Raw genomic sequence first — 16,887 nt, 5'->3', positions numbered from 1 at the left:
ATGCCATTAACAAACGTAAAACCCATTACCATTTTAATGGCAGACGATGATGAAGATGATCGTTTATTAACCCAAGATGCCCTCGCTGAAAGTCGCGTTTTAAATGAATTACACTTTGTTGAAGACGGTGTAGAGCTTTTAGAGTATTTAGAGCGTAAAGGGAAGTTTGAAGATAAAACCCTGTCACCAAGACCTGGCTTGATTTTACTCGACTTAAACATGCCGAGAATGGATGGACGTGAAGCACTTCAAGCGATTAAAGCCAACCCTAATTTAAAAGGTATTCCCGTTGTTATTTTAACTACTTCAAAGCAAGAAGAGGATATGGTTAAAGGTTACGATTTAGGTGCGGCGTCATATATTACCAAGCCAGTAACTTTTGATGGTTTAGTTGAGTTGATGAAAACGTTAGGTAAATACTGGGTTGAATTTGTAGAGCTACCAAGCACGTTTAACGATTAAGCATATAATTAAAACAGGAGACGCTATGTTAGCAAAGGCAACGAAACTGCTATTGGTTGAAGATGATGAAGATGATTACATTCTTACTCGTGACTATTTAGAGCAGCTCAGTTCCCATGTGTTTGACATAGAGTGGATAAGCTCTCCTGAGCAGGCAATACATGTACTAAGTAAAAATGAGCATGATATTTGCTTGCTTGACTATCGCTTAGGTGCCTCAGATGGCTTAAGTGTTTTAAAGCAAGCGATTAAGAATGGCTTTTGTGGGCCTATTATCATGTTAACGGGGCAATCTAACGATGCGCTAGATTCGGCTGCGCTTGATGCTGGTGCGGTTGATTACTTAGTTAAAAGTGAAATGAGTGGTAGCCGGTTTGCCCGTTCTATTCGTTATGCATTAGCGCGCCGCGATGTAGAAGATGAGCGAGTTGAGCGTTTAAAAGCAGAGGCTGAAAACCGTTCAAAAGACCGCTTTTTAGCGCATTTAAGCCACGAACTGCGAACTCCCTTGTCGTCTATTTTAGGCTATACCGAACTACTTATGCTCAGTGATTTTAGCAAGCAAGCTGAAAATGAGTTGGGTGTTATTTATCGTAATGGCAAACACTTATTGAGCTTACTGAATGATGTTTTAGATTTATCTAAAATTGCAGTCGATAAGCTTGAGCTAAGCTTGGGGGATGTTAATCTTGATAGCCTAATGGCCGACGTGTTTACGCTAATGCGTGTATCAGCCCTTGATAAAGGTTTATCATTAAAATTTGAATCACTGGAGCCTTTGCCATTAGTTATTCGTGTAGATGCTACTCGGGTTCGACAAATTCTCATTAACCTGATCAATAATGCGATAAAATTTACCGAGCAAGGCGAAATTATCGTTAACGCATGGACAGAGACGGTGGCTGATCGTGAAATGCTCTTTTTTAGCATTAAAGATTCAGGCTTGGGTATTGCTCCAGAAAAACAAGCACTCATCTTTAAGCCTTTTGAGCAAATTGCCGATGTAGAGTCGCGCTCAGTAGGTGGTGCGGGCTTGGGATTAGCTATTTGTTCTGAGCTACTTAGTCGTATGCAGGGTACTATTTCATTAGATTCTTATGTAGGTGAGGGCTCAACGTTTACCATTTCCTTATACCCTGGTGATATCAGACAGGTAGAGCGCAATTTATTAAAACTTGATTTAACCCCCAACATGCAGCAAAAAGTAGCGCCATGCGAAGTAAGTGGCAAAGTGTTGGTGGTGGATGACTTACGCGATTTACGCGTGTTAGTTGGCCATTTAATTGGCTCAGCGGGTGCAGATGTAGATTATGCCGATAATGGCAAACAAGCGCTTGATAAGGTTAAAAAGCAACTCGCAGAAGGGCGCGCCGCTTACGATATTATATTTTTAGATATTCATATGCCGGTGATGGGCGGAAAAGAAGCAGCGATTGAACTCAGAAAGTTAGGGTTTAAAGGGGCGATTATTGCTTTAACCGCGGCCACCATGAAAGGCATTCATAACGAACTAACCGCGCTAGGGTTTGACGATATGATTGCTAAACCTGTGGATTCCAACTTACTTTACCAATGCTTAGAGTCAGCACTGGGGAAAAAAACACAACGTGTTTCATCGATACAGCCAACGCCAAAACATAATACTAATATAAAGCGATTTTTATTAGTGGAAGACGATGCTGATGCCGGACAAATTACTCAGTTATTATTAGAAAGTTTGGATGTAGACACGGATATAGCAACAAGTGTCAAAGACTGTAAGGCGACGCTTGAGCATAACAGTAATTACGACAAAGTATTACTCGATATGCATTTACCCGATGGTTCAGGTTTAGAGCTTGCTGGGTTTATTAAAGAACACTATCCTGATATTCAACGAGTTATTATTAGTGGAATGGAGCCTGATGCCGTACATATTAGGCAGCTAGAAATAGAGCAAGTTTTGCTTAAACCAATAAACTTGGCGCTATTAAGTAAACTTGTTTAACGCCACTATTTGCCAATTTATATAATAATTAGCTAGGTAATATTAACGACTGATTGGCGTATGACTAATTCGGGCTGAAATAAAGTTTGAATAGGCTGTACGCTTTTTTGATATACATGGCTCAGTACCCACTGTGCAGCTACTTTTCCCATTTCATCTATTGGGTAATTAATAGTGCTTAAAGGGGGGAATACATGGCGGGTAAAGAACACGTTATCGTAGCCTATTATTGAAAGTTGTGCGGGTAGTTCAATGCCATGCTCTCTGGCACTGACCATTGCACCCGTTGCCATTTCGTCATTGGCGCACACTAAGGCAGTAATCGCGGGGTTATTTTTATAAAGAGCAGAAAATCCTTCGTAGCCGCTATCTTCTATAAAGTCACCTTCATACAAACTGTTTTCATCAAACTCAATGTCGTGTTCAGCAAGTGCTTGTTTATGTCCGTTTAAACGCTCTTGAGCGTCTTTTTTCCATAAAGGACCGCTAATGTAAGCAATGTTTTTGTGACCAGACTCAAGAATGTATTTAGTCGCTAAATAGCCCCCTTTAATATTATCAAGAATAATACAGCGATCGGCGAGCTCAGGAATATGGCGATTGAGTAAAACAAATGGTGTTTTACCTTTGCTCAGCTTTATTAAATATTCATCGCTAACCGCTTCAACATGCAAAATAAGTGCATCACAATTACGGCTAATTAAAAACTCTATGCCTTGTTGTTCTCGCTCTGCGTCACTGTGCCCTGCGGTAATAATAACGTGTTTACCTTGTTTTCTGAGGGTGTTTTCTATGCCGCTCATCATAGGGCCATAAAAAGGACCTTTTAACTCAGAAACCAATAAGCCAGCACTATTAGAGCAATTAGAGGCCAGTGATTGCGCAATAGAATTTGGGCGGTAGCCTAATTCTTCCATCGCTAAAGTCACTTTTTTTCTGGTTGCATCACTTACGTTTGCATTGTTGTTCATTACTCTTGAAACAGTGGCAAGTGATACCCCTGCAAGCTTTGACACCTCATAAATGGTGGCCATACTATTCCTTGTTACAAATTACTTTTTTGTGTTAAATCGGCGGTGATTTTTTTTATGGTTTTGTTATCTAAGTTGTATTTAGTCATTATTAAAGCCACAAGTATACTGCCAATCGCAGGGTAGAGTGTAAATGAGGTTAAAATACCGCTTTTAGTTGCTTCGCTTAATTCTACATTGGCTTGATACTGATAATACGCAAGTAACCAACCCGCTATAGCGCCGCCTAATGCGAGCCCCAATTTGATAAAAAATACCACGCTTGCATAAACCAATCCTGTGAGTCGTTGACCATTTTGCCAAACTCCGTAGTCAATAGCATCTGCCATTTTTGCCCACAATAAAGGTGTCGCCATTTGAGTGAAAAAGCACCATAAAAAATACATTAAAAAGGCGAGTAAAACTTGCTCATTAGGGACAAAAAAAGCAAAACAGCTCAATATGGCAGAAATATATTGCAGATAAATATAAGCCGTTTTTTTATCTAAGCGTTTACTTAAAGGTTGCGCACACGCACAGCCTATAATATTACCGACCATACCTAAAGTCACAAATTCGGTGATTAAATCTTCTTTTCCAAGAACATACTTTACATAGTAAATAGCTAATGTCGTGCGCAGCACCATACTGGTCAATAATATCAGTGCTGCCATACACAATATTTTAAACGGCTGATTTTGCCATAAAACGTGAAGTTGTGTTTTTAAAGATAATTTATGTGGTGGATTGATCACCCGCTCTTTGGTGTAACGAAAACAAATTAGAAATAACACTACACCTAGGCAACTCATAACCAGCATGGTGAGTTGATAGCCCAACTCGTTATTACCCTCCCCAAACCACTTTACTAAAGGTAAAGTGCAGCTCGTAACCAATAACCCCCCCAGCATGCCAAACACAAATCGATATGATTGAATAGAAACCCGTTCGTTAGGATTGCTACTGAGTACGCCGCCAAGTGCCGAATAAGGAATGTTAATTGCGGTATAAACCAACATTAGCAAGGTGTAGGTAACGAACGCGTAAATAATTTTGTTGCCGTCATCCATCGCGGGGGTAGTAAAGGTAATCACGCTTATAACAGCGAAGGGGATGGCAAGCCAAAGTAGATAAGGTCGGTAGCTACCGTATTTTGTATGAGTGGCATCGGTCAGGGCGCCCATTATTGGGTCTGTAACTGCATCAATGACTCTGACGACTAAAAAAAGGGTACCAACAACAGCAGGCGAAATACCAAAAATGTCGGTGTAGAAAAAAGTTAAAAATAGCATTACGGTTTGAAAAATAATATTACTGGCCGTATCACCTAGGCCATAAGCTATTTTTTCTTTTTTACTCAGCATAAAAGCCACTCATTATTATTTTTGGCGCTGTTTAAGAAAATCACGATACGCAATTGCGCTTTGTTTTAAGGTGCGTTGTTGAGTTTGGTAATCAACATAGACTAGCCCAAAGCGTTTTTCATAGCCATAGGCCCATTCAAAATTATCCATTAAACTCCATGCAAAGTAGCCTTGCACATTAACGCCTTGCTCAACGGCATTATGAACGGCATTAAGGTGTGTATGGTAGTAATTGATACGATGTATGTCATCTACTTTTCCATCTATTAATACATCGGCCATCGCTGCACCGTTCTCAGTTATATATACTTTGGGTAGCGTGTAACGATCATTTAATGAAAGTAGGAGTTCACACAATCCCTGTGGGTATATTTCCCAGCCCATATCAGTGGTGGCAATATTCTCTAAAGGAGCTTCGCTAAACCAATGATCTGGCGTATTTTTGTAATGGATACGAGTATAGTAATTAACCCCTAAAAAATCGATTTTTTGGCTAATAATTGCCATGTCGCCATTTGCAACATCAGGTTTTGCATCATTTGCAAGCTCCTTAATCACTTCAGGGTAGCGGCCTTCCAGCACTGCCTGAATATACCATTGGTTATGATAGTCATCAGCTAATTTAGCAGCGCGTTCATCGTCAGGAGTAAATGGATAGGCAGGGCTAAAATTAAGCACAATACCGGCCTCTATCTTAGGGCAGTTTTTGCGTATCACTTGCATCGCAAGTCCATGGGCTAGTAGTAAATGGTGCGCCGCTTGGCGTCCTGCTTTTTGACTTTTTATGCCTGGTGCATGTACCCCTATTTCATAGCCTAGGTAGGCACTACAAAACGGTTCGTTTAAGGTCGCATAAGAATCCACTAAGCCCTCTAGTTGCTGAGTTACTATATGAGCGTAATGAGCAAATTGATACGCGGTATCGCGATTTAGCCAACCACCGTTGTCTTCTAAATGTTGTGGCAAATCCCAGTGATATAAAGTGACATAAGTTTTAATATTGCGTGCTTTAAGAGCTTGTAGTAATGACTTATAGAACGCCATGCCCTGAATGTTTAAACTTCCATCTTGGTGTAAAACGCGGGGCCAAGAAATAGAAAGTCGATAGGCATCAACGGCTAAATCGGCAATCATTTGAACGTCTTGTTGCCAATATTTTACATGCTCACAGGCGTGATTGCCGTTACTGTTATCTGCAATGGTGTTTGGTTTGCTACAAAAAGTATCCCAAATACATGGCAATCGCGTGTTGTGGCTTCCCTCTATTTGAAAAGAGGCCGTGGCAACACCAAAAATAAACGGCGATTTTAAAAGGGCTGACGTGCCTGGCAACGAAATTGTTTTAAACACAATGAGATACGTCCTTAAGCTTGCAATAATAATGCGCTTTACCGTAATTAGCTAAGCAATAGAAATTGTATAATACAGCAATGTAAGCGCTTACAATATTATTTGTAAATAAATTGATAAATTTTCTCTGTATGCTATAAATGTAAGCGCTTACATTTGGTGTTGCAACTATTATCTGCTTTTTAAGTTTTACTAAACGCAATTAAATAGAGGTAACAATCTGATAATTATAAATAATTAGAGATTATACTATGGCACATATCACACAGCCACTACCGGCAGCAGAAAACAGCCAAAAACCAGGGGCTACACACACCTTTGCGTTAACATCGCTTACGACCTTGTTTTTTATGTGGGGTTTTCTTACTTGCCTGAACGATATTTTAATTCCGTATTTAAAGGGAATGTTCTCCCTTAATTACACCCAAGCAATGTTGGTACAATTTTGCTTTTTTGGTGCCTACTTTGTTATGTCAATTCCTGCAGGAAAACTCGTTAGTAAAATAGGTTACCAATTTGGTATTGTTGTTGGTTTGGTTGTTGCTTCGATAGGGTGTGCATTATTCTACCCCGCTGCAGAGGCACATGTTTACGAACTCTTTTTACTTGCTTTATTTGTGCTTGCTTCAGGGATCACTATTTTACAAGTCTCTGCTAACCCTTATGTAAGCGTATTAGGGCCTGCAAAAACAGCGTCTTCGCGTTTAACCATGACCCAAGCTTTTAACTCTTTAGGAACAACGGTTGCGCCATTATTTGGTAGTTGGTTGATTTTGTCTGAAATTAGTCAAGCTACAGCCGAACAAGTTAAGTTCCCTTACTTAATGCTCAGTGCAAGTTTACTGACACTGGCTATTATTTTTGCTTTTTTGAAGTTACCTAAACTCGGTAAAGCGATTGATAGTGAAGCTGAAAATCAAGGTGACACTGAGTTTGTTGACTTAGGCAGTGTTTGGAAATATCGCCATCTTATTTTGGGCGCTATTGGTATTTTTGTTTATGTAGGTGCTGAAGTTGCGATTGGTAGCTTTTTAGTCGGCTTTTTAACCCTTGACCATATTGCAGGTTTACCTGAGCAACAAGCTGCACATTATATTAGCTATTATTTTGCAGGTGCAATGATAGGGCGATTTGCTGGCGCTGCGATTATGCAAAAATTAAATGCAGCCAAGGTGTTAGCTTGTCATGGTATTTTGGCCGGTGTGTTAGTGTTAATTGCGATGACAGGTCAAGGGTCACTCGCTATGTGGGCTATTTTATTGGTTGGTCTATGTAACTCTATTATGTTCCCTACTATTTTTAGTTTAGCGCTTCAAGGCTTGGGTAAATACACCTCACAGGGGTCGGGTATTTTATGCTTAGCGATTGTAGGTGGAGCTATTATTCCATTACTACAAGGTATGCTGGCTGACAATATCGGTGTGCAGTTAGCGCTTATACTGCCTATTGGCTGCTATTTATATATTACTTACTTCGCGCTGTTTGGTGCAAAAAAAACAACGTCAACTCGTCTTTAAGTTTTAGGTGAATGCTATGATTATTAAACGAACTTTTTCAGTCACTGCACTGATGCTAGCAGCAATAACCAGCAGCGGTTGTTCGCAACCCTCTAACAGTGCTAGCGATGCGACAAATCAAAAAGAAATTTGGCCAACAATAGAAACCGGTATTAAAAGCGATGCTCAAATGGAGCAAAAAATCGCAGATATGTTAAAGAACATGACGCTAGAGCAAAAAATAGCGCAAATGATCCAACCTGAAATTCGTCACATTACGGTTGAAGATATGCGTAAATATGGCTTTGGCTCCTATTTAAACGGCGGTGGCTCGTTTCCAAATAACAATAAACATGCAACCCCCGAAGACTGGGTTGATTTAGCTGAAAAGATGTATCAAGCGTCTATTGATGATTCACTCGATGGCAGCACGATTCCTACAATGTGGGGCACCGATGCGGTACATGGACACAACAATGTGATTGGTGCGACTTTGTTTCCGCATAATATTGGTTTAGGGGCGGCGAACAACCCTGAACTTATTGAAAAAATTGCCGCAGCAACGGCGCGTGAAGTTATGGTTACCGGTATTGACTGGGTATTTGCACCTACGGTTGCCGTAGTGCGAGATGATCGTTGGGGTCGCACTTACGAGGGCTACTCTGAAGACCCTGAAATAGTAAAAGCGTATTCAGCCTCAATTGTTAAAGGCTTACAAGGCGCTGTTGATGAAGACTTTTTGTCAGATACGCGTGTAGTCAGTACGGTTAAGCATTTTTTAGGTGATGGCGGTACTGTGAATGGCGATGATCAAGGTAATAATATCGCCTCTGAAGAAGAATTATTTGCGCTTCATGCTCAAGGTTATGTTGGTGGTTTGGGTGCAGGTGCACAAACGGTAATGGCCTCGTTTAATAGCTGGCATGGTGAAAAAATTCACGGCAGTAAATATTTACTGACCGATGTGCTTAAAGATAAAATGGGTTTTGATGGCTTTGTTGTCGGTGACTGGAATGGCCACGGGCAGGTTAAAGGTTGTTCTAATAGTAACTGTGCTCAAGCGGCTAATGCGGGCTTAGACGTATACATGGCACCGGATGAGTGGAAACCATTATTTAGCAACTTGGTTAACCAAGCTAATAGCGGTGAAATCCCACTCAGTAGAATTAATGATGCAGTAACGCGTATTTTACGCGTTAAAATGCGTGCAGGGTTATTTGATAAACCAAGCCCTGCGAAGCGTCCCCTGTCTGGAAAAACTGAAATTATTGGTAGTAGCGATCACCGTGCAGTGGCTAAGCAGGCTGTACGCGAGTCTTTAGTATTACTTAAAAATAAGCAGCAGTTACTGCCATTATCACCTAAAACCAACGTATTAGTCGCAGGCATAGGGGCTGATAACATAGGTATGCAGTCGGGTGGTTGGAGCGTTACGTGGCAAGGTACAGGTAATAAAAACAGCGATTTTCCTGGTGGCAGCTCTATTTATGCAGGTATTAAAGATACTGTAGAGCAAGCTGGTGGCAGTGCAGCGCTGAGCGTTGAAGGGGAATATACTGCACGCCCTGATGTTGCCATTGTGGTGTTTGGTGAGCAACCATACGCAGAGGGTAATGGTGATGTTGATAACCTCGAATACCAGCGCGGTAATAAAAGCGACTTAGCGTTACTACGTAAGTTTAAAGATGCGGGAATCCCTGTTGTTTCATTATTTATAAGCGGTCGCCCTATGTGGGTTAATGCTGAGCTTAACGCCAGTGATGCGTTCGTTGCTATTTGGCTTCCAGGTAGTGAAGGCGATGCTATTAGCGATGTCTTGTTTAAAAATGCAGACGGCTCTATTAATCATGACTTTAAAGGCAAGCTATCTTTTTCATGGCCGAATAACCCAATCGATAATGAAAACCGTAACGACGAAGCTTACAGCCCATTACTTCCTTATGGTTTTGGTTTAACTTACAACGATAGTAATGTCTTAAAAGATGACTTGGTGGAGCAAACTCAACAGACTGAAAAACTAGATGATTTAGTATTGTTTGAGCGTGCAATTAAAGCACCGTGGTCACTGGTTTTAAAAAGTGGTGAGCAACAAAAAACGGTGGCGAGCAGTCGCGAGTCATTAGGTGCGGTGAGCATCCAAACATTTGATAAAGAGGTGCAAGAAGATGCGCGCGCTATTCGTTTTAATGGCCAAGCAATGGCTGGGGTTAATTTAGCCGCGGCATTCCCATCTGACTTACGCTCATACGTTGAGAGTAATGGCCAACTGCAAATGCAAATTAAAGTAGATAAAGCCGCGGCTAGTCCGTTATGGGTTGGTATGGGGTGTGGTGAGAGTTGTCAGGGTAAGTTTGATATTACTGATAACCTTGAGCAATCAGGTCAATGGCAAACATTAAACATCAATTTAAGTTGTTTTGCAGAGCAAGGTGTTGACTTAGCACAAGTGTTCACCCCTTGGCTGTTAAGCACGCAAGGTGATTGGCATGTATCTATTGCTAAGCTGGCTATTACAGCAAATGCTGCCGAGCAAAGTAGTGTTACTTGTAAGTAGTCAATAACCTATTAATAATCTATCAATAAGCAGGTGCTAAATGTACCTGCTTATTGCTTTAAAACCGCGTATACAAAAACCTACCAAATTATACACGTCTACTTTTTATTTCAGTCTGTATCATTGATTATATTTAGCTCAGTAGTAGTCATAAAAGCATGATAAAACTGTATTCGCTTTTGCGTTAATAATTTGAGAGTATGCCAAAATATTAAACGCGTTGTGTAATTAACAGGTGAGAAAATGAATCAAATAAAGCTGGCTTCGCAGAGCATACAACCTTCAAAAATAGTCTGTGTGGGGCGTAATTACAGTGCGCATATTGCTGAATTAAACAACGAACACCCAGAGCAAATGGTGGTTTTTAATAAGCCTAATAGCGCGATCACTGATACCTTACTCGCTACTCATCTTGGCGATACATTGCACTACGAAACAGAGTTATGCTTTGCGGTTAAAAATAAACAACTTGTGGGCGTGGGCATTGGACTTGATTTGACTAAACGCGCTTTGCAAAGCAGCTTAAAAGAAAAAGGCCTGCCGTGGGAGCGTGCTAAAGCATTTGACGGTTCAGTTTTATTTAGTGAGTTTATTGAATTAACGCCAGAGATGACATCGTTTATATTTAAATTACATATTGATGGCAAGCCGGTTCAACATGGTGATAGCCAACTTATGTTGCACCAACCTGCACAAATATTGGCTGAGGTTAGTCAGTTTATGAGCCTCGAAGAAGGCGACATTATTATGACTGGCACGCCTGCTGGCGTAGGGATGGTTAGTACTGGACGAGAGTTCAACGTTGCTCTTTATTCTGGTCAGCAGTGTTTATTGGAGCATCATTGGTCTGTGAGTCAAAGTTAATTATGTGTTGATAATATTGTTTATCAAAATTATCGATATGTTCACTTAGCCAGTGTCGCTGGCTTAGTTGATGAGCCGCTGATTCTAGTATGGTACTTTCTAATGCCGCATTAATTTTCTTAATTGCCTGATTAGCAAAATCATTAGGCGCATTAGTCGCACAGCCTACAGCTCCTTTGATTAATGAGCGCGTATTTTGAGCTATGGGTATACTAACGATTTTTATAGGGTGTTGTTGCTGGTTAAAGTAACTGGCCATAAAAGGGTAATCGAGCGAGTAGTCTAAAAAGCCATGCCTCAACCTATCGATCACAACGCCACTCTCATTATCACTACTTAAGCTCAAGGACACGTTATGATGGCTCAAAGAGTTTTCAATAATCATATTTATGTGTGGTGAAAAACGTCGTGCTGCGGCTTGTCCATAGGTAAAGCGTTCATCGCTAAGTAAACTAATTAAATTTATAGGATTACCATGTGCTTTAGTAAGTATTTCTGCTTTTTGGTTAGTTGTAATAATACTAAACTCAGGGTAGATAGAGGTAGGACGTGAGTATGTATAGACTTCGTTGGTGCTCTTTTTATGGATTACGCATGGAAAGCAGACATTTTTGCCTTCTTTGATATATTTATTAATTCGTTTTTGTGGAACAAATAATCGAGTATGTTTTACATCCTTTATACTACTGATTAGTTGCTTAGTTAAATTGTCACACAAGCCCATTTGAGTATTCTCTGAGTCTAAGTGAAAAGGTGGTGTGTTGCTTTGTAGCCATAAAATTTCAGTAAGCTGATTTTTAGATTGGCTAATACTGTTACTCGAGAATATTAAAAATAGCAGGCAGAAATAACGAGCTGTATCCATAAAAAGCTGATAATTCTTTATTAAATGACTGTATTTAATTATACCTTGGCGCTTAAAAAATAAACATAAAGAATAGCAAAGAATCAACATTATTGAATAACATTTACCCTTTGCTTGATTTCATTAGTAAGGCATTGGATTATTTCTAAATATGATATCAATCGCTGATAACACGTCATCGCTCAGTGTTAGGTCAAACGCATCAATGTCTTCCTTTAATTGCGCCATAGTAGTGGCACCAATAATAGATGATGTCACTCCATCAACTTGATTACACCAAGCCAGCGCTAATTGAGCTGGGGTGATAGCGTGTGCATGGGCAAGTTCAACATACTCTTTGGTCGCCTGTTGTGATTGTGGCGTATCACGAAAAATACCGTGACGCTGCATAAATGTCCAGCGGGAGCCTTCAGGGCGTGCTCCATTTAGGTATTTACCGGTTAATAGCCCTGCGGCCAATGGTGACCAAGGTAAATAAGCAATATCTTCATGTACACATTGTTCTATTAAATAAGGCCAATCTTTGGCATGTACTAGGCTAAACTCGTTTTGGATAGACACCATTTTTGGCAAGTTATGCTCTTTTGCTAAATTTAAAAATTGGCTAATTCCCCAAGGCGTATCATCAGAAAGCCCACAATGCTTAATTTTTCCTGCTTTAACACACGCATCTAACCCCTCTAAAATATCAAGCATATCAGCGGTGTGTTGTTTTGCATCGACATCAGTAAATTTAAGCATGCCAGGCCATTGCCTTGCAAAATGAGGAGTGCGACGATTTGGCCAATGTAATTGGTATAAGTCAATATAGTCGGTTTGTAAGCGCTTTAGAGACTGATCAACGGCATCAATAACAGCTTGGCGAGTAATATCACCGCCATCACGGATCCATGAAAGCCCATTACCGGCAATTTTAGTTGCAATAACAATGTCTTTTCGTTTTTGTGAATTACGTGCTATCCAATTGCCTATAATTTCTTCTGTTTTACCGAAGGTATCGGGAGAGGGAGGAACAGCATACATTTCTGCTGTATCAATAAAGTTCACACCCTGCTCAAGCGCATAGGCTATCTGTTGGTCGGCATCATGTTGGGTGTTTTGTACTCCCCAGGTCATGCTACCTAAACACACTCTTGAAACGCTAACACCACTACTGCCTAATTGACTATATTGCATTGCTAATCCTAATTATTCGGTTTGAGAGTTTGCTTTTAAAGCCGATAACAATGGCTCAGTGATCGTGGCTTTTTGGCCTGTTTTAAAGTCAAACATCACCACTTTTGACATGCCGGTGGTTGTTATCGCGTTTTGCGCATGACTAAACACACTGTAGTTCATTACAAATCGGTCAGATTTAATATCACTAATGGTAATACCTACGCTCAATGTGTCGGGAAAGGTAACTGGACGCTTATAGCGAATATTATTTTCACTGATCACAGGCCCCGTGGCTTTTGAGTTGATGGTATCAAATAAATTTAATTTATTTAAAAAATCGATTCTGGCTATTTCAAAATAACGCAGGTAAACACAGTTATTAACATGCTGTAGGGCATCCATATCGCCCCATGCCACAGTGATATCGGTATGAATAGGGTGTTGTTGTTTAAACGTTTCCATGTATTTATTGCTCTTAGTTTTAAAGCATTTAGATTAGCAATATGGTCGGATGAGCTCAAGGGAATTATAACTAGGGGTGGAGCTATTCTGTATTGCCCTCATGGATGTAAATAAGGGACGTAAGCAGGACATGGAAGCTTTGCGCCTTTTTTATTTAAACAATTAGGCTATAAACCTCGCGCCGTGAGTAAACTGCCTCAGATTGAACAAACCTTAACCTTAAAAGAACAACAGTGCTAAATAAAAACCCTTGAGTAAAAATTGTACCTCTTTAAATTCATGGCTATAGTAACTATTAACACACAAGGAGATAACTATGCAGAATATAATTAATTGGTTATTGGCATGCACCGTTTTTATAGCGTCGTTTACTTGTTACGCTATGGGTAATGAGGCTGGGGCAATTGTTTTGATTTTATTAGGCTTTTCTTTAGAAATTTTATTTTGGATGTATTGTTTTAATAAGCCAAAGAAAAGTAAACGCTCTTTTTAAGTAATAACATGCTTGCTAATTAAAAGTGATTCCACAATAATGGCTGTATAAATAAACAGTTGTTATTGTGTGATGAAAAAGTTTATTCATATAGATATGGACTGCTTTTATGCGGCCGTAGAAATGCGCGACAATCCTAAGCTTGCAAGCGTACCACTGGCAATTGGCGGAAATAGTCGCCGTGGAGTGCTCTCTACCGCTAACTATATTGCTAGAGAGTATGGGGTGCGCTCTGCTATGTCTAACTATCATGCCAAACAGCTTTGCCCTGACTTAGTTATTGTGCCTGGCAGAATGGCTGTTTATAAACAAGTATCAACACAGATCCGCGCCATTTTTAACCGCTATACTGACCTTGTAGAACCTCTTTCGCTTGATGAAGCATATTTAGATGTGAGCCATAGTACTGCTTTTAAAGGTAGTGCAACGTTAATTGCTGAGCAAATTCGTACCGATATTTTTAATACCACAGGACTGACTGCATCTGCAGGGATTGCCCCAATTAAATTTATAGCCAAAATTGCTAGTGATGAAAATAAGCCCAATGGCCAATTTGTAGTATTGCCTGAGCAGGTTGACTCGTTTTTAGCCCAATTGCCATTAGGTAAAATTCCAGGGGTGGGTAAAGTAACTCTAGAAAAGCTTAATTTAAAAGGGTTATACACGGGGCAAGATGTGCGCGAAAAAGGGGCTAATTGGATGCAACAGCATGTGGGTAATTTTGGTGTGTCGTTATATCAAAAGTGCATGGGTGAGCATATAGGGCGCGTTTCCACCGAGCGGGTACGTAAGTCATTGAGTGTGGAACATACTTATGAATACAACAAAAACAGCCTAGATGAATGCCTTGAACAATTACCGCAACTGTTAGATGAACTCGTGGTTCGATTAAATAAACAGCAACTACAACATAAAATTAATAAATTAAGTGTTAAAGTTAAATTTGCTAATTTTGTAGTGACCTCAGCAGATCAAGCTGCGCATCAATTAAACACGGCTATTTTTAAAGAGTTACTCGCCAAAGCCTATCAACGTGGATTACAACAACCGGTGCGCTTATTAGGAATTGGCGTGGGTATTAAAAATCAACCAGAGCATAATTTACAGCTCAGTATTTTAGATGTGTAAAACGTGTAACTCCAAGTTGCCAGTAAATATGCAGGTTATCGCAGTTCACTGGTTATAAATTGCTAAATAAATAATAATAGGGACTACGTTTTCTAACAGGATCCTTTTTTATGGCATATCCAAAAGCAGTACTGGCTAAGCCGGTAAGTGCAAGCCTAGATTGTACATCGCATGATGCACTTATTATTATCAGCAACGACTTTTCTCATTTACCAAATACGCCACTGCGTGATGCAATTTTAGACCAAGCCCAAGTAGACTCTCGCATAGGCAATCAAGTCACCTTGTTAGTGATTGCCGGTAAACGTGTCGTGTTAGCGCCAACAGGCCCTTTAAACAGAGATTATGACGACGTTCGTCGTTATTTTGATGCAGCCAAATTAGCCATTAATGAGGCAAAAGCATCAGGTAGTGTTAACCCTGCTATTTATTTACCCGCTTTAAATACGGATAGCCGTTATCAACATGCTCTTGAAGTGGCTTACTTAGGCGCATGCCAAGCATTATGGCAACCCCTAGAAGCGCGTGAGTTTCATGGTCAAGGTATTGAACCTATTACTCAAATAGGCTTAATTGATGCCAATGAGCAAACAATCAAAGCAGTCAATGCGTTAGCTGCGGGGCAATATGCCGCACGTGATTTATGTGGCACCGAGCCTGAACGCATGGCCCCCCCACGTTTTGCTGATTATTGTACTGAGTTATTTGAAAACAGTGCGGTGAGCGTTGATGTGATTGATGATTTAGCTGCCATTGATAAGCATTACCCCATGCTAAGTACCGTTGCTCGCGCATCGTATGCGGTAGAGCGTCATCATCCACGCGTTGTTAAACTTGAATACGTGCCTGAGGGCGAAGTAACCCGAACACTGATGTTTGTTGGTAAAGGTTTAGTCTATGACACGGGCGGTGCAGATTTAAAAGTCGGTGGTTTTATGGCGGGCATGAGCCGCGATAAAGGCGGTGCGGCCTCGGTTGCTGGATTTATGAAAGCAGTAGCCGATTATCAGCCTAAAGGGGTTAAAGTGATTGCCTTTTTAGCGGTTGTACGCAACTCTATTGGTTCAGATTGTTTTGTCCCTGATGAAATAATTACTAGCCGTGAAGGTGTGCGAGTACGTATTGGTAATACCGATGCCGAAGGGCGTTTAGCTATGGGGGATTTACTTAGTGAAATGAAAGATTTAGCTAAAACCGAAATAAATCCAACGCTGTTTACTGTGGCTACTTTAACAGGGCACGCTGCGCGCGCGATGGGACCATATGGTGCATATGTTGAGAATGAGCCCGCGCGTAGTGCTAATATTTCACGCCAATTAGCCGATTGTGGTGATTTATGGGCTGACGGTGCTGAAGTGTCGCGTTCACGCCGTGAAGATTATGATTTTATAAAACCACGCACTTTAGCTGACGATGTGCTTTCTAGTAATAATGCGGCTTCTGCTGTCACAGCGCGCGGCCATCAATTCCCTATGGCATTTTTAGCTGTGGTAGGTGGATTAGATAAGCATGGTAATGAATCTACTTTACCACTTCCTTATGTACATATGGATATTGCTGGTAGTGGCGTTGAAGGCGGCGACTGGCAACATGGTAAACCAACTGCAGCGGCAGTTAGCAGTTTATTTGCCCGCTATTGTTTATAATTTTCTATAAATAATCCTAAAAAGCCCTGAAAATCAGGGCTTTTTAAT

The 16,887-nt window shown here is 40.6% G+C and carries 14 protein-coding genes; 8 read left to right on the top strand and 6 right to left on the bottom strand.

Translation table 11 applies throughout. The features are described 5' to 3' along the window. The gene (locus BM380_RS12235; protein WP_028834347.1) at window positions 1-462 is read left to right on the top strand and encodes a response regulator; all 462 of its coding nucleotides are present in this window, start codon (window positions 1-3) and stop codon (window positions 460-462) included. A 25-nt stretch (window positions 463-487) separates the two neighbouring features. After that, a complete protein-coding gene (locus BM380_RS12230) occupies window positions 488-2,449 on the top strand; it encodes a response regulator (RefSeq protein WP_090494576.1) in 1,962 nt (653 codons plus the stop codon). A 32-nt stretch (window positions 2,450-2,481) separates the two neighbouring features. Here BM380_RS12230 and BM380_RS12225 read toward each other — a convergent pair whose 3' ends face one another. Genes BM380_RS12225 through BM380_RS12215 form a run of 3 tightly spaced genes read right to left on the bottom strand, consistent with a single transcriptional unit; the run spans window position 2,482 to window position 6,173 of the window. Next, entirely contained in the window at window positions 2,482-3,483 is a 1,002-nt protein-coding gene (locus BM380_RS12225) for a LacI family DNA-binding transcriptional regulator (RefSeq protein WP_090494574.1), read from the bottom strand. Between the two features lie 11 nt (window positions 3,484-3,494). Then, the gene (locus BM380_RS12220; RefSeq protein ID WP_024601541.1) at window positions 3,495-4,823 is read right to left on the bottom strand and encodes a glycoside-pentoside-hexuronide (GPH):cation symporter; all 1,329 of its coding nucleotides are present in this window, start codon (window positions 4,821-4,823) and stop codon (window positions 3,495-3,497) included. 15 nt (window positions 4,824-4,838) lie between these two features. Continuing rightward, window positions 4,839-6,173 (bottom strand): GH1 family beta-glucosidase, encoded by a 1,335-nt coding sequence (locus tag BM380_RS12215; RefSeq protein WP_064662479.1) that lies wholly within the window; start codon window positions 6,171-6,173, stop codon window positions 4,839-4,841. Between the two features lie 251 nt (window positions 6,174-6,424). Here BM380_RS12215 and BM380_RS12210 point away from each other — a divergent pair, with 251 nt between their 5' ends. The 3 genes from BM380_RS12210 to BM380_RS12200 all read left to right on the top strand — a co-directional run bounded on the left by BM380_RS12210 (window position 6,425) and on the right by BM380_RS12200 (window position 11,087). Then, window positions 6,425-7,690, top strand: a complete 1,266-nt coding sequence (locus BM380_RS12210; RefSeq protein ID WP_090494572.1) for a sugar MFS transporter — start codon at window positions 6,425-6,427, stop codon at window positions 7,688-7,690. 16 nt (window positions 7,691-7,706) lie between these two features. After that, window positions 7,707-10,223 carry a glycoside hydrolase family 3 protein gene (locus tag BM380_RS12205; RefSeq protein WP_090494570.1) on the top strand — a complete coding sequence of 839 codons (2,517 nt, stop codon included), beginning with the start codon at window positions 7,707-7,709 and terminating at the stop codon, window positions 10,221-10,223. 243 nt (window positions 10,224-10,466) lie between these two features. Then, the gene (locus tag BM380_RS12200) at window positions 10,467-11,087 is read left to right on the top strand and encodes a fumarylacetoacetate hydrolase family protein (protein WP_090494568.1); all 621 of its coding nucleotides are present in this window, start codon (window positions 10,467-10,469) and stop codon (window positions 11,085-11,087) included. On the opposite strand, the gene BM380_RS12195 is transcribed toward BM380_RS12200, so the two are convergent. From BM380_RS12195 to BM380_RS12185, 3 genes are all read right to left on the bottom strand, one after another. Next, window positions 11,020-11,952 carry an ABC transporter substrate-binding protein gene (locus BM380_RS12195; protein WP_090494797.1) on the bottom strand — a complete coding sequence of 311 codons (933 nt, stop codon included), beginning with the start codon at window positions 11,950-11,952 and terminating at the stop codon, window positions 11,020-11,022. The two genes, BM380_RS12200 and BM380_RS12195, sit on opposite strands and share 68 nt — an antisense overlap. Before the next feature lie 123 nt (window positions 11,953-12,075). After that, window positions 12,076-13,128: an aldo/keto reductase gene (locus BM380_RS12190; RefSeq protein ID WP_090494566.1), complete on the bottom strand. Its 1,053-nt coding sequence runs from the start codon at window positions 13,126-13,128 to the stop codon at window positions 12,076-12,078. Window positions 13,129-13,140: 12 nt separating this feature from the next. Continuing rightward, window positions 13,141-13,572, bottom strand: a complete 432-nt coding sequence (locus tag BM380_RS12185) for an acyl-CoA thioesterase (protein WP_028834338.1) — start codon at window positions 13,570-13,572, stop codon at window positions 13,141-13,143. A gap of 316 nt (window positions 13,573-13,888) precedes the next feature. Between BM380_RS12185 and BM380_RS18340 the strand changes: the two genes are divergently transcribed. The 3 genes from BM380_RS18340 (at window position 13,889) to BM380_RS12175 (ending at window position 16,839) form a co-directional block, all read left to right on the top strand. Further along, window positions 13,889-14,065 carry a hypothetical protein gene (locus BM380_RS18340; protein WP_013464196.1) on the top strand — a complete coding sequence of 59 codons (177 nt, stop codon included), beginning with the start codon at window positions 13,889-13,891 and terminating at the stop codon, window positions 14,063-14,065. Between the two features lie 72 nt (window positions 14,066-14,137). Then, window positions 14,138-15,193: a DNA polymerase IV gene (dinB, locus tag BM380_RS12180; RefSeq protein ID WP_033102619.1), complete on the top strand. Its 1,056-nt coding sequence runs from the start codon at window positions 14,138-14,140 to the stop codon at window positions 15,191-15,193. A 110-nt stretch (window positions 15,194-15,303) separates the two neighbouring features. After that, window positions 15,304-16,839: a M17 family metallopeptidase gene (locus BM380_RS12175; RefSeq protein WP_090494564.1), complete on the top strand. Its 1,536-nt coding sequence runs from the start codon at window positions 15,304-15,306 to the stop codon at window positions 16,837-16,839. The last annotated feature ends 48 nt before the right edge of the window (window positions 16,840-16,887 follow it).

Source organism: Pseudoalteromonas sp. DSM 26666 (assembly GCF_900116475.1).
In the GTDB taxonomy this organism is placed as follows: Bacteria; Pseudomonadota; Gammaproteobacteria; order Enterobacterales; family Alteromonadaceae; genus Pseudoalteromonas; species Pseudoalteromonas tetraodonis.
Note: the sequence above shows the minus strand (reverse complement) of the source record. Positions and strands in the feature narration are given on the sequence as shown.

Excerpts from the sequence above, each read along its gene's own strand:
- BM380_RS12235 (WP_028834347.1), top strand. The coding sequence starts at position 1 with ATGCCATTAACAAACGTAAAACCCATTACCATTTTAATGGCAGACGAT.
- BM380_RS12230 (WP_090494576.1), top strand. The coding sequence starts at position 488 with ATGTTAGCAAAGGCAACGAAACTGCTATTGGTTGAAGATGATGAAGAT.
- BM380_RS12225 (WP_090494574.1), bottom strand. The coding sequence starts at position 3,483 with ATGGCCACCATTTATGAGGTGTCAAAGCTTGCAGGGGTATCACTTGCC.
- BM380_RS12220 (WP_024601541.1), bottom strand. The coding sequence starts at position 4,823 with ATGCTGAGTAAAAAAGAAAAAATAGCTTATGGCCTAGGTGATACGGCC.
- BM380_RS12210 (WP_090494572.1), top strand. The coding sequence starts at position 6,425 with ATGGCACATATCACACAGCCACTACCGGCAGCAGAAAACAGCCAAAAA.
- BM380_RS12205 (WP_090494570.1), top strand. The coding sequence starts at position 7,707 with ATGATTATTAAACGAACTTTTTCAGTCACTGCACTGATGCTAGCAGCA.
- BM380_RS12200 (WP_090494568.1), top strand. The coding sequence starts at position 10,467 with ATGAATCAAATAAAGCTGGCTTCGCAGAGCATACAACCTTCAAAAATA.
- BM380_RS12195 (WP_090494797.1), bottom strand. The coding sequence starts at position 11,952 with ATGGATACAGCTCGTTATTTCTGCCTGCTATTTTTAATATTCTCGAGT.
- BM380_RS12190 (WP_090494566.1), bottom strand. The coding sequence starts at position 13,128 with ATGCAATATAGTCAATTAGGCAGTAGTGGTGTTAGCGTTTCAAGAGTG.
- BM380_RS12185 (WP_028834338.1), bottom strand. The coding sequence starts at position 13,572 with ATGGAAACGTTTAAACAACAACACCCTATTCATACCGATATCACTGTG.
- BM380_RS18340 (WP_013464196.1), top strand. The coding sequence starts at position 13,889 with ATGCAGAATATAATTAATTGGTTATTGGCATGCACCGTTTTTATAGCG.
- dinB (WP_033102619.1), top strand. The coding sequence starts at position 14,138 with ATGAAAAAGTTTATTCATATAGATATGGACTGCTTTTATGCGGCCGTA.
- BM380_RS12175 (WP_090494564.1), top strand. The coding sequence starts at position 15,304 with ATGGCATATCCAAAAGCAGTACTGGCTAAGCCGGTAAGTGCAAGCCTA.